The 11,456-nt window shown below is 67.0% G+C and carries 13 protein-coding genes and 1 pseudogene; 12 read left to right on the top strand and 2 right to left on the bottom strand.

Translation table 11 applies throughout. From position 1 onward, the window contains the following. The 9 genes and pseudogenes from G3N94_RS36310 to G3N94_RS36350 all read left to right on the top strand — a co-directional run. Positions 1 to 237 (top strand): annotated as a pseudogene (locus G3N94_RS36310) (secretin); the annotation flags it as partial. Between the two features lie 19 nt (positions 238 to 256). After that, complete coding sequence (locus tag G3N94_RS36315) at positions 257 to 556, top strand: hypothetical protein (protein ID WP_205799037.1); 300 nt, start codon at positions 257 to 259, stop codon at positions 554 to 556. Between the two features lie 25 nt (positions 557 to 581). Beyond that, a complete protein-coding gene (locus G3N94_RS36320) occupies positions 582 to 1,865 on the top strand; it encodes a pilus assembly protein TadG-related protein (protein WP_205799039.1) in 1,284 nt (427 codons plus the stop codon). A 13-nt stretch (positions 1,866 to 1,878) separates the two neighbouring features. Continuing rightward, on the top strand, positions 1,879 to 2,412 hold the full coding sequence (locus G3N94_RS36325; RefSeq protein ID WP_205799041.1) for a TadE/TadG family type IV pilus assembly protein: 534 nt from the start codon (positions 1,879 to 1,881) through the stop codon (positions 2,410 to 2,412). After that, a complete protein-coding gene (locus G3N94_RS36330) occupies positions 2,409 to 2,870 on the top strand; it encodes a TadE/TadG family type IV pilus assembly protein (protein ID WP_205799043.1) in 462 nt (153 codons plus the stop codon). The genes G3N94_RS36325 and G3N94_RS36330 overlap by 4 nt, the downstream gene beginning before the upstream one ends. Before the next feature lie 22 nt (positions 2,871 to 2,892). Beyond that, positions 2,893 to 4,101 carry an AAA family ATPase gene (locus G3N94_RS36335; RefSeq protein WP_205799045.1) on the top strand — a complete coding sequence of 403 codons (1,209 nt, stop codon included), beginning with the start codon at positions 2,893 to 2,895 and terminating at the stop codon, positions 4,099 to 4,101. 20 nt (positions 4,102 to 4,121) lie between these two features. Beyond that, positions 4,122 to 5,489 carry a CpaF family protein gene (locus G3N94_RS36340; protein ID WP_205799047.1) on the top strand — a complete coding sequence of 456 codons (1,368 nt, stop codon included), beginning with the start codon at positions 4,122 to 4,124 and terminating at the stop codon, positions 5,487 to 5,489. A gap of 48 nt (positions 5,490 to 5,537) precedes the next feature. Beyond that, entirely contained in the window at positions 5,538 to 6,515 is a 978-nt protein-coding gene (locus G3N94_RS36345; protein WP_205799049.1) for a type II secretion system F family protein, read from the top strand. Positions 6,516 to 6,559: 44 nt separating this feature from the next. After that, positions 6,560 to 7,531, top strand: coding sequence for a type II secretion system F family protein (locus G3N94_RS36350; RefSeq protein ID WP_205799050.1), 972 nt, complete (start codon positions 6,560 to 6,562; stop codon positions 7,529 to 7,531). A gap of 114 nt (positions 7,532 to 7,645) precedes the next feature. Here G3N94_RS36350 and G3N94_RS36355 read toward each other — a convergent pair whose 3' ends face one another. Then, entirely contained in the window at positions 7,646 to 8,428 is a 783-nt protein-coding gene (locus G3N94_RS36355) for an ABC transporter substrate-binding protein (protein WP_205799052.1), read from the bottom strand. Between the two features lie 282 nt (positions 8,429 to 8,710). Between G3N94_RS36355 and G3N94_RS36360 the strand changes: the two genes are divergently transcribed. Together G3N94_RS36360 and G3N94_RS36365 are read left to right on the top strand one after the other, a co-directional pair. Then, on the top strand, positions 8,711 to 9,130 hold the full coding sequence (locus G3N94_RS36360) for an MbcA/ParS/Xre antitoxin family protein (RefSeq protein WP_124600508.1): 420 nt from the start codon (positions 8,711 to 8,713) through the stop codon (positions 9,128 to 9,130). Beyond that, a complete protein-coding gene (locus G3N94_RS36365; protein ID WP_205799054.1) occupies positions 9,121 to 9,828 on the top strand; it encodes an RES family NAD+ phosphorylase in 708 nt (235 codons plus the stop codon). The genes G3N94_RS36360 and G3N94_RS36365 overlap by 10 nt, the downstream gene beginning before the upstream one ends. 7 nt (positions 9,829 to 9,835) lie before the next feature. Here the strand turns inward: G3N94_RS36365 and G3N94_RS36370 are convergent, their stop codons facing one another. After that, positions 9,836 to 10,567 carry a metallophosphoesterase gene (locus G3N94_RS36370; RefSeq protein ID WP_205799056.1) on the bottom strand — a complete coding sequence of 244 codons (732 nt, stop codon included), beginning with the start codon at positions 10,565 to 10,567 and terminating at the stop codon, positions 9,836 to 9,838. Between the two features lie 141 nt (positions 10,568 to 10,708). Here G3N94_RS36370 and G3N94_RS36375 point away from each other — a divergent pair, with 141 nt between their 5' ends. Then, the gene (locus tag G3N94_RS36375) at positions 10,709 to 11,362 is read left to right on the top strand and encodes a DUF1345 domain-containing protein (RefSeq protein ID WP_205799058.1); all 654 of its coding nucleotides are present in this window, start codon (positions 10,709 to 10,711) and stop codon (positions 11,360 to 11,362) included. Positions 11,363 to 11,456: the final 94 nt, after the last annotated feature.

Genomic DNA, 11,456 nt, shown 5'->3' on the forward strand with positions numbered 1-11,456 from the left:
CCGCCCACAGCACCCGCGCCCGCGGTGGAGACCGCACCCGTCGCCACGCCGGCGGCGGAGTCTGCGCCGCAGGCAGCCCAGCCGGCGGATGCCGCGACGGCAGCCCGCATCGCCCGCATCGAAGCGGCTGCCGCACGCATCGCGGCAGCCGGGCAGTCAGGTTCGCGGGGCACGGCCAAGCGCCAGGTGCAGCAGGTCGCCCATGCGAACGCGACGTCGTCGTCCACCGATCATTAAGTCATCCAAGGGGAAGCTCATGAAATCCGCCTACCTCGTTTTCGCACGGCGCGCGGCGCTCGCCGTGCCGCTTGCCGCCGCACTCGCCGGCTGCATGTCGTCGACGCCGGTGTGGGACACCCGCTTCGGCGAATCGGTCCGCCCCGTGCTGCAAGCGCAGATCATCGATCCGCACGCCGCCGAACATGCGCCGTCCTCGGCCGGCATGCCGGGCTCTGCTGCGTCGGCCGCGCTGGACAACTACGACAAGTCGTTCCAGGCGCCGGAGCCGAAGGCCAATGCGTTCGTGATCGGTATCAGCAAGGGCAGCGCCCAATAACGACAGGTTGCTCAGGGAGATTGCCATGTCCAGCGTCTTTAAACCCTCGCAGGCCTTCCGCAACATCCATCGTCAGCGCGGCGTCGTGGCAGTAATCGTCGCGTTCACGCTGGCGGTACTGATCGGATGCGTCGGCCTCGCGCTGGACCTCGGCAAGTTGTACGTCGCGCGGAGCGAACTACAGAACAGTGCCGACGCCTGCGCGTTGGCCGCCGCGCGCGATCTGACAGGGGCGATTGCGAACCTGTCGGTTTCGGAGGCGGCCGGCATCACTGCCGGCCACCTGAACTACGCGATGTTCCAGGGCGCGCCGGTGCAATACCAGACGAATTCGAGCGTCACCTACAGCGATTCGCTGACGAATCCGTTCCTGCCGGCCAGCTCGGTCACGTCGCCGTCGACGATCAAGTACGTGAAGTGCACGGCGTCGCTGACCAACATCCCGAACTGGTTCATGCAGGTGCTGAACGTGCTGCCGGGGATGAACGTCGCGAACGCGTCGGTGGCGGCGACTGCGGTGGCGACCACCGGCTCCGCGCAGACGACCTGCGCGATTCCGGTGTTCCTCTGCCAGAAGAGCGGCGGCCATACGCCCGGCGAGTGGCTGAGCGCGCTCGGCACGACGACGACGTGGGGGTCCGGGAACTTCGGCTGGGCGGCGCTCGACGGATCGAACAGCAATTCGGAGATCACCAACGAGCTGACCGGCAACTATTGCAGCTTGCCCGCGACCGGCTCGCAGATCGGCTCGCCGGGGCAGAAGGCTGCCAGCGCCGATGCATGGAATACGCGTTTCGGGGTCTACGGACACGGCTTCAAGCAGCCGACGGCCGGCACGCCGGACAACACGCCGGACTTCACGGGCGTGACCTACAACGCGGCGACGGGCGATGCGCCGACGTCGAACATCTACGGCTCCACCGACGCATACACGAAGTTCGTGAACGCGCGGCTCAAGAATAACGTGTACCAGGGCGACCAGGCGACCGGGATCAGCACGGGCGGCACGGCGCTTACCCAGAGCGGTTACCAGACCTACGGCGCGGACCGCCGCATCGCGCTTGCGCCTGAAGTCGACTGCTCGGCGTTGGTCGCGAACGGTACCCACAAGACGGCCGTGTTGCGCTGGGACTGCGTGCTGATGCTCGAGCCGATGGATTCGAGCGCGGGCAGCGGCGGCGCCGGCAGCATCGTCGCGCAAGTCGAGTATCTCGGCACGTCGACGGCGGCCGGCAACCCGTGCGCGAGTGAAGGCGTACCGGGCGACGGCAGTTCGGTCGGCCCGCAGGTGTCGATGCTCGTCCAGTGACCAGGAGACGACCATGAAAAAGCATCTGGCCAGGCGTTCGAAGACACGCGGTGTCGCGGCCGTCGAGTTCGCAATCGTGCTGATCCCGATGATCCTGCTCGTGACCGGCGTCGCCGAGTTCGGCCGCGCGATCTACCAGTACGAGGCGCTGACCAAGGCGACGCGCGACGCGGCCCGCTACCTGTCGACGTTCAAGCCGAGCGATCCTGCGTATCCGATATCGGACGCACAGTGCCTCGTCGTCTACGGCAGCACGACCTGCGGCTCGTCGGGTACCGAGCTCGAGCCGGGCCTCACGACGTCGATGGTCGTCATCTGCGATGCGTCGCATACGACCGGCTGCTCCGGTACCAACGATCCCGCGCAGTTCGCGAACGTGCCGACCTACGACAGCAACAACGGGTCGGCGAGCGGTACGCCGGCGGGCAGCATCAACCTGGTCGAAGTGAAGATCACCGGCTACCAGTATCAGCCGATTCCCGCGTTCCCCGGGCTGCAGCAACTGATCTTCAGCGACATCATCACCGTGATGAGGCAAGTGTCATGAACCCGCGCGCCCTGTCCAAGCCGCGTCGTCGCCGCCAGCTCGGCGCGACCGCCGTCGAGTTCGCGCTGATCGCCGCCGTGTTCAGCACGCTGCTGATCGGCATCGCCGAATTCGGCCGCGTGCTGTTCTACTGGAATACCGCGAGCGAGGCGCTGCGCCTCGGCGCGCGCACCGCAACCGTCTGCGACGCGGATGCGTCGGTCGTCAAGCAGCGCATCACGGACCTGCTGCCGATCCTGTCGAACGCGAACGTGTCGCTCACCTACCTGCCGTCCGGTTGCGATGCCGATGCAGCGACCGCGCGCAGCACCTGCACGTTCGTGACCGTCAAGGTATCGAACGTCACCGTTTCGACGCTGATCCCATTCGTGAACCTGACGGTGACGATGCCGCCGTTCACGACGACGCTGCCGCGCGAGAGCATGGCGACGTCGACGGGCGGCCCGGTTTGCCAATGACAGAACAGGCGAGGCGAACAACATGATCAACATCCTCGTGGCGTCCGACGATACGGGGCGACTGACGCAAATTGCCCGGCTCGTCGCCGAATGCGGCAATTATCGCGTCACGCGTGCGGCCGGCCGGCCGACGCAGATCGAACACCGCACCGACGGGCTCGATGCATTCGACGTGCTGATGATCGACGGCGCGTCGATCGATGCGGCCGAGCTGTCCGCGATCGAGCGGATGTGCCGGCTGCACCAGGGCCTGAACTGCATGCTGATCACCGCGGACGCGTCGCCGCATACGCTGCTCGACGCGATGCGCGCAGGCGTGCGCGACGTGCTCGCATGGCCGCTCGAGACGCCTGCGCTGACCGATGCGCTGCAGCGTGCGGCCGCGCAGAGCAGCCGGCGCGACACGGACGACACGCGCATCGTGTCGTTCCTGTCGTGCAAGGGCGGCGCCGGCACCAGCTTCATCGCCGGCAACGTCGCGTACGAGATCGCGGAGGCATACAAGCGCCGCGTGCTGCTGGTCGACCTGAACCAGCAGTTCGGCGACGCGGCGTTTCTCGTAACCGACGATACGCCGCCGTCGTCGCTGCCGCAGCTGTGCACGCAGCTCGAGCGGCTCGACGGCGCGTTTCTCGATGCGAGCGTCGCGCGCGTGACGGACACGTTCCACGTGCTCGCCGGCGCGGGCGACCCCGTGAAGGCCGCCGAGATGCGCGAGGAAGCGCTCGAGTGGATTCTCGGTGTCGCGGCGCCGCGCTACGACTTCGTGATCTTCGATCTGGGCCTGAGCCTCAATCAGCTGTCGATGGTCGCGCTCGATCGCAGCGACCAGATCGAGCTGGTGCTGCAGCCCGCGATGCCGCATGTGCGCGCGGGCCGCCGGCTGCAGGAAATCCTGATGTCGCTCGGCTATCCGCTCGACCGGCTGCGCCTCGTGCTGAACCGCCAGGCGCGTTCGAGCGAGCGCACGCGCGCCGCGCTCGAGGAAGTGCTCGGCATGCGCGCCGTGTGCGTGATTCCGGACGATGTCGACGTCGTGCTCGAATCGGTCAATCAAGGGCATCCGGTGTCCCGCCTGGCGCGCAACAGCGCGGTGGCGCGCGCGCTGCAGGCTTGCGCGAAGCAGCTCGTCGAAGGCGACCAGCGCGCGACGCACGGCCCGGCACGCAGCGAGCCGCTGATTGCGCGGCTGTTCGGGCGCGGCGGCGCACCGAAGCTCAAGTCAATGTGAAATCTTACGGGGAGTCCATCATGTCATTGCGCGAACAGATGTCGTTGCAACGGTCGCCGGCCTTCATGTCGCGTGCCGATCATGGCAGCGGGGCCGGATCGATGGTGCGCGAAGCGTATCAGAAGCTGCGCCGCGAGATCCATGCCGCGGTGCTCGAGCGGGTCGAGCTCGAGCGTCTGTCGCGCATGCCGCTCGAGCAGGTCCGCCAGGAAATCACCGCGCTGATCTCGCGCATTCTCGACGAGGAAAAACTGCCCGCGAACGACATCGAACGCCGGCAGCTCGCGATCGACGTGTACGACGAGATGTTCGGGTTCGGCCCGCTCGAAACGCTGCTGCGCGACCCGAGCGTGTCGGACATTCTCGTCAACACGTACAAGCAGGTGTACGTCGAACGGCATGGCCAGCTCGAGCTGACCGACGTCACGTTCTACGACGACGCGCACCTGATGAAGGTGATCGAGAAGATCGTGTCGCGCGTCGGCCGCCGCATCGACGAGGCGAGCCCGATGGTCGACGCGCGTCTGCCGGACGGCTCGCGCGTGAACGCGATCATCCCGCCGTCGGCGATCGACGGCCCGCTGATGTCGATCCGGCGTTTCGCGGTGAACCCGCTGAAGATGGACGATCTCGTGCGCTACCAGAGCCTCACGCCGCCGATGGCGGAACTGCTCGATGCGCTGTCGCGCGCGAAGGTGAACGTGCTGGTGTCGGGCGGCACCGGCAGCGGCAAGACGACGCTGCTCAACATCCTGTCCGGCTTCATCCCGCCGAACGAGCGGATCGTGACGATCGAGGACGCGGCCGAACTGCAGCTTCAGCAGCCGCACGTGCTGCGCCTCGAAACCCGCCCGCCGAACATCGAGGGCAAGGGCGAGATCACGCAGCGCACGCTGGTGCGCAACGCGCTGCGGATGCGGCCCGATCGCATCATCCTCGGCGAAGTGCGCGGCGCCGAAGCGCTCGACATGCTGAATGCGATGAACACCGGCCACGAAGGCTCGCTCGCGACGATCCACGCGAACACGCCGCGCGATGCGCTCACGCGCCTCGAGAACATGATCAGCGTCGCGGGCCTGACGCTGCCGCCGAAGACGATGCGCCAGCAGATCGCATCGGCGATCTCGGTCGTCGTGCAGGCCGCGCGCCTGACCGACGGCAAGCGCAAGATCGTCAGCATCTCGGAGCTGACCGGGATGGAGGGCGACATCATCAACATGCAGGAGATCTTCACGTTCAAGCGTACGGGCATGGACCAGGACGGCACGGTGCGCGGGCATTTCTGCGCGACGGGCGTGCGCCCGAAATTCGCCGAGCGGCTGCAGGCGTTCGGCATCAACCTGCCCGATGCGCTGTACGACCCGGCGCGCCGCTACGAGGCGAACTGACCGCGCGGCCGGCGCGAGCCGGCCGCCGTCCGATGTCGAGGAATGGCCATGGACCCGATTTTCTATGCATTCATGATTCTGATGTTCGTCGCGGTGGTGCTCGCGTTCGAGGGGCTCTATCACTGGTGGAACGCGCGGCATGGCGCGGCCGCGCAGCGCATCGAGTCGCGCATCCGCGCGATGTCGGCGGGCGGGCAGGTGCAGCAGGAGCGGCTGTCGATCCTCAAGGACCGGATGCTCAACGACGCGAAGCCGCTCGACCGGCTGCTGATGAGCATGCCGCGCGTGCAGTCGCTCGATCTGTTGCTGCAGCAGTCCGGCATGAGCTGGTCGGTGGCGAAGCTGATCGGCATCTCGCTCTCGTTGCCGCCGCTGGCGCTGTTCGTGCTGATGTTCACGCCGCTGCCGTTCCTGGTGATCGTGCCGATCGCGCTGTCGCTCGCGGTGCTGCCTACGCTGCGCGTGATGCGCTGCCGTAACCGCCGGATGCGCAAGCTCGAACGGCAACTGCCGGAAGTGTGCGACATGATCGCGCGCGCGCTGCGGTCCGGGCATGCGTTCACGAGCGCGATCGGCATGATCAGCGACGAGTTCAGCGAGCCGATGGGCAGCGAATTCCGCATCACGTTCGACGAGATCAACTACGGCGTGTCGCTGCACGATGCGCTGATGAACCTCGCGACGCGCGTGCCGATCCGCGACCTGCGCTACTTCGTGATCGCGGTGCTGATCCAGCGCGAGACGGGCGGCAATCTCGCGGAGCTGCTCGACAACATCGGCATGCTGATCCGCGAGCGCTTCAAGCTGTTCGACAAGATTCGCGTGCTGTCGGCCGAAGGGCGGATGTCGGCATGGGTGCTCGGTCTGCTGCCGTTCGTCGCCGGCTCGCTGATGATGGCGCTCAACCGCAAGTTCCTCTCGGTGCTCTGGGAGGATCCGGCCGGGCTGAAGGTCGTCGGCTTGATGCTGGTGCTGATGGTCTGCGGCGTGATCTGGATGCGCCGCATCATCCGGATTCGTGTCTGAGCGCCGCGCCGCCGGATGCCTGACGAACCGATCGGGGAACTGACATGGAAAACATGAACATTACGCAAATCGTCGTGCTGGCCGGGCTGTTCGCGATCGTGTTCGCGGGCGTGCTGGTCGCGATGCTCGTACTCGTGCCGCGCAGCATGCAGCGGCGTATCGTGCAGGCGGGCGGCGGCACGGCGGCGCTCGGCGCAGCGAGCCTGCCGGCCGACAAGGGACCGGGATGGGCCGAAAAGCTCGTGGAGCTGTCGCAGCCGATCTCGAAGCTGTCGCTGCCGAAGACCGGCTGGGAGCAGTCGCCGCTGCGGATCCGGATGATGAATGCCGGATGGCGCTCGCCGAATGCGGCGAGCCTCTATTTCGCGGCGAAGACGGTGCTTGCGATCCTGTTGCCGATGATCGCGCTGCCGTTCCTGATCGCGACGAAGCTCGACGAAAGCCGCTACGGGCTCGCGCTGGTGCTGGTGCTGTTCTGCACGATCGGCTACTACCTGCCGAGCGCCGTGCTGGCGCGCAAGGTCGCGGCGCGGCAGCAGGCGATCTTCGAGGATTTCCCCGATGCGCTCGACCTGCTGACGGTGTGCGTCGAAGCCGGCCTGAGCCTCGATGCGGCGCTGATGAAGGTATGCGAGGAATTGCGCTTCAGCAGCCCGGTCGTCGCGAGCGAACTCGACCTGATGCTGCTCGAGATGCGCTCGGGCTTCACGAAGGACGCGGCGCTGCACAATCTCGCGCTGCGCACGGGCGTCGAGGATATCGATACGTTCTGCAGCATGCTGATCCAGGCCGACCGCTTCGGCACGAGCATCGGCGAATCGCTGCGGGTGCTGTCCGACATGCTGCGCACGCGGCGGCGCATGCGTGCCGAGGAGCGCGCGGCGAAAATCGCGCTGAAGCTGCTGTTCCCGCTGCTGTTCTGCATCTTCCCTGCGTTGATGACCGTGCTGCTCGGGCCCGCATTCATCCATATCTACCGGATCCTGCTGCCGACGTTCGCAGGAACGGGAGGCTGAGCTGCCGACCGGCGCGTACCCCGGATGCGCCGGAAAGGGGGGAGGCTGCGGCCGGCTCGTCCGGCCGCAGCCTTTTTTGCTGCGGCGTTGCTTCGGCGTTGTTTCGGTGTCCTGTCAGCCGCCGTAGATGTCGAAGTCGAAGTATTTCGACGCGAGCCGCTTGTAGGTGCCGTCCTTCACGATGTCGAGGATCGCACGGTCGATCTTCGCCTTCAGGTCCGCGTCTTCCTTGCGCAGGCCGATACCCGCGCCGACGCCGAGCACCTTCTCGTCGACGAGTTCCGGCCCGACGAATTCATGGCCGGCGCCGCGCGGCGTCTTCAGGAAGCCGAGGTCGGCCTGCACCTCGTCCTGCAGCGCGGCGTCGAGCCGGCCGGCCAGCAGGTCCGCATAGACGCCGTCCTGGTTCTGGTACGACACGACGTTCGCGCCTTGTTTCGCCCAGTACGTCTTCGCATACGCTTCCTGCGTCGTGCCCTGTTCGACGCCGACCGACTTGCCCTTCAGCGATTCGGGCGTCGGCAACAGCGGCGAGCCCTTCTTCACGACGAGCCGCGTCGGCTGGTTGTAGATCTTCGTCGTGAACGCGATCTGCTGCGCGCGCTGCGCGGTGATCGACATCGACGACAGCACCGCGTCGAACTTCTTCGCCTTCAGCGCCGGAATCATTCCGTCGAAGTCGTTCTCGGCCCACACGCACTTCGCCTTCAGGCGCGCGCAGATCTCGTTGCCGAGATCGATGTCGAAGCCGACGAGCTTGCCGTCGGGCGCTTTCGACTCGAACGGTGCATAGCTCGCGTCGGTGCCGAAGCGGATCGTGGTCCAGTCCTTCGCGACGGCGGTGCCTGCCGATACCGCGAGCAGGGCGATCGAAACGGCGGCAATCAGTCTCTTCATGTGCGCTCCTTGGCGTGGTTTTTCCGGTTCCGTACGACACGGTTTCAGCCGGATGGCCGGTTGCGGCCGCGTGATATCGCGCGGTCTGTCCGACGCATGCGCGAGCGGGCTGTCCGCACTGCCATTAACGCAGAAAATAAAAACGGAGTCCAGAATGGACAAAAAATATCGACGTCGAGGCAAACCCGGAGACAAACCCGAGTCGGCGGCCGGGCGTCGATCCTTGCAAAAATACGAAAATGGACTAATCTTGTTAGTGAATTCGTTTTGAGACTAACGATCATGACCCAGCCCGCATATGTCCCGCATCCGGTTCCACCGCAGGCTTCGGTCGAGCAGATGTCGGCGGCCGGCCTGCGCGCGTTCTTCAACATCGCGCGCGACTGGTCGCTGACGGTCGACGAGCAGATCGTGCTGCTCGGGTCGCCCGGCCGCTCGACGTTCTTCAAATGGAAGGCCGCGCCCGCAGCGGCGCGCCTGCCGCGCGACACGCTGGAGCGCCTGTCGCTGCTGCTAGGCATCTACAAGGCGCTGCAGATCCTGCTGCCGCAGCCGGCCGCCGCCGACGCGTGGATCAAGCGGCCGAACGACGCGGCGCCGTTCGGCGGCAAGCGCGCGCTGGACCGCATGCTGGCGGGCAACGTCGGCGATCTCGTCGCGGTTCGCCAGTATCTCGACGCAATGCGGGGCGGGTGGGCGTGAACATTCCTGAAGCCTTGACGAACTGGCCGACCACGGCCCTCGACTGGACGCCCGCGTATCGCGTCATCCCCACCCGCTTTCCGGCGATCAACCTGTTCGACCGCGTCGCGTCGGCGGAGGATTTCGACGCGTTGTACGCGCTCGAATCGCTGACCAACGACCGCATCCGCAACGAGGTCGGCACGCTCGACCTCGTGCCGTCGGCAGAGCGGCGCTACGGGCTCGGCTGGGGGCCGATCATGGCCGCGTTCACGCACCTGAATCCGCAGGGCAGCCGCTTCTCGGACGGCAGCTATGGCGTGTTCTACTGCGCGCGCTCGCGCGACACGGCGATCGCCGAAACCCGCTACCACAGCGGCCTGTTCCTGGCCGCGACGAAGGAGCCGCCGATGCGCCAGCAGATGCGGCTCTACACGGTGAGCGTGGAGGGCGAGGTCGCCGACGTGCGCGCATGGGCGCAGCGCGATCCGGCGCTGCTGCATCCGCGCAACTACGGCGCGGGGCAGGCGCTCGGGCGCGCGGTGCACGACGCGGGCGGCGCGGGCATCGTCTATCCGTCGGTGCGCGATCCGCTCGGCGAATGCCTGGCGGCGTTTCGCACGACGATCCTGCGCGACTGCCATCACGCGGCGTATCTCGAATACAACTGGAACGGCACGGCGATCGACGCGGTATTCGAGCTGAATCTGGTCGGGTAGGGGGGGCTCACGGCAGCGGCAAGTCGCCCGCGTGCCGTTCGCGCGCTTCCGCCTGCGACACCGACCAGCTGTTTCCGGTGCGCGGCTCGACGAGCGTGAGCCGTCCGGACGGCGCGAACGCGCCGGTATCGATGAACCATTGCGAACCGATCCGCAGCGGCTTGCGCACCGGCGTATGGCCGCTGCACGTCAGCGACAGGCCATGCTGCCGGTCGGGATCGGCGAGGCCCTGCACGAGATCGCGTCCCCAGATCAGGCGCTCGCGCACGTCCGGCGCATACATGCCCGAGTCGAGCTCGGCATCCGAACCGAAGAATTCCGCGTGCAGCACGTTGAAGCGCTCGGGCCCGTCGCCGATCACGCGCACGAGCGGCAGCGCGTCGACGCGCGCCGCGTGCGCGCGCAGCCGCTCGGGCGGCAGGTCGGCGCCCCAGTCGCCGCCGATGCCGCGCCACGCGTCGGCCGGCAGCTTGCCGTGCGCGACGAGGCTCAGCACTTCCTCGTGATTGCCGCGCACGACGTGGCACCAGGGTCGATCGATCAGGTCGAGCGCCGTTTCGGAGTCGGGGCCGCGGTCGACCAGGTCGCCGACCGAGAACAAACGGTCGGACGCCGGATCGAAACGCACGTCGTGCAGCAACGCGCGTAGCGCGTCGAGGCAGCCGTGCAGGTCGCCGACGACGAAGTCGCGGCCGACGGTGTTCGCGGGATGGCGGCAGAGGGCGGGGGAGGCAGTCATCCCTTTATCTTAGGCGCTCGTGTACATCGCCACGACACGCCGGAATGGCGATAATCGGGGCGGTACCAGCCGGTCAGGCTCGCTCAGGCCCGCTCCCGCCCGCGCTAACCGGCGCCTTTCAATTGCTTTCGGAAACGCAAGATGACCTTTTACCCGCAGGTATTACGCAACCGGCCGCGCATGGTGACCGCATTCGTCGCCGGCGTGCTGTGCGCGCTGCTGCTGCCGCTCCCGCTGCGCTCGACCGTGCGCGCGCTCATCGGCTGGGATTGTGCGGTATGGCTGTATCTCGTGCTGATGTGGGTGCGCATGGTGACCGCGCATCATCATCAGGTGCGCGAGATCGCGATCCGCGAGGACGAGAATGCGACGACCGTGCTGACGATCATCTGCTTCGCGACCGTCGCGAGCGTCGCCGCGATCGCGATCGAGCTCGCGACCGCGAAGGGCATTGGCCTGAGCGCCGGGCTGGGCCATTATGCGGTGACGGCCGCGACGCTGTTCGGCGCGTGGTTCCTGATCCCGACGATCTTCACGCTGCACTACGCGCGGCTCTACTACGCGTCGCCGGCCGCCGAGCGCGCGCTGCACTTCCCGGACAGCAAGCCCGAGCCCGACTACTGGGATTTCCTGTATTTCGCGTTCACGATCGCGGTCGCATCGCAAACCGCCGACGTGTCGCTCGCGAACCGCGCCGCGCGCCGCGCTGCGCTGTCGCAGTCGATCCTGTCGTTTTACTTCAACATGGCCGTGCTCGGCCTGTCGATCAACGTCGCGGCAGGGTTGCTGAGCTGAGCGCGGGCGTTAGCTGGCGCACCAGGCGACGCACCCGGCGGAGCGCACGGCGACGCACACCCGGCGACGCACCCGGCGGCGCGCGCCGGGCGTG

The sequence above is a fragment of the Burkholderia sp. Ac-20353 genome, from assembly GCF_017104785.1.
Classification (GTDB): domain Bacteria; phylum Pseudomonadota; class Gammaproteobacteria; order Burkholderiales; family Burkholderiaceae; genus Burkholderia.

Bases quoted from the DNA above. Each gene is read 5' to 3' on its own strand.
- G3N94_RS36315 (WP_205799037.1), top strand. From the start codon at position 257: ATGAAATCCGCCTACCTCGTTTTCGCACGGCGCGCGGCGCTCGCCGTG.
- G3N94_RS36375 (WP_205799058.1), top strand. From the start codon at position 10,709: ATGACCTTTTACCCGCAGGTATTACGCAACCGGCCGCGCATGGTGACC.
- G3N94_RS36340 (WP_205799047.1), top strand. From the start codon at position 4,122: ATGTCATTGCGCGAACAGATGTCGTTGCAACGGTCGCCGGCCTTCATG.
- G3N94_RS36330 (WP_205799043.1), top strand. From the start codon at position 2,409: ATGAACCCGCGCGCCCTGTCCAAGCCGCGTCGTCGCCGCCAGCTCGGC.
- G3N94_RS36320 (WP_205799039.1), top strand. From the start codon at position 582: ATGTCCAGCGTCTTTAAACCCTCGCAGGCCTTCCGCAACATCCATCGT.
- G3N94_RS36360 (WP_124600508.1), top strand. From the start codon at position 8,711: ATGACCCAGCCCGCATATGTCCCGCATCCGGTTCCACCGCAGGCTTCG.
- G3N94_RS36345 (WP_205799049.1), top strand. From the start codon at position 5,538: ATGGACCCGATTTTCTATGCATTCATGATTCTGATGTTCGTCGCGGTG.
- G3N94_RS36325 (WP_205799041.1), top strand. From the start codon at position 1,879: ATGAAAAAGCATCTGGCCAGGCGTTCGAAGACACGCGGTGTCGCGGCC.
- G3N94_RS36370 (WP_205799056.1), bottom strand. From the start codon at position 10,567: ATGACTGCCTCCCCCGCCCTCTGCCGCCATCCCGCGAACACCGTCGGC.
- G3N94_RS36355 (WP_205799052.1), bottom strand. From the start codon at position 8,428: ATGAAGAGACTGATTGCCGCCGTTTCGATCGCCCTGCTCGCGGTATCG.
- G3N94_RS36350 (WP_205799050.1), top strand. From the start codon at position 6,560: ATGGAAAACATGAACATTACGCAAATCGTCGTGCTGGCCGGGCTGTTC.
- G3N94_RS36335 (WP_205799045.1), top strand. From the start codon at position 2,893: ATGATCAACATCCTCGTGGCGTCCGACGATACGGGGCGACTGACGCAA.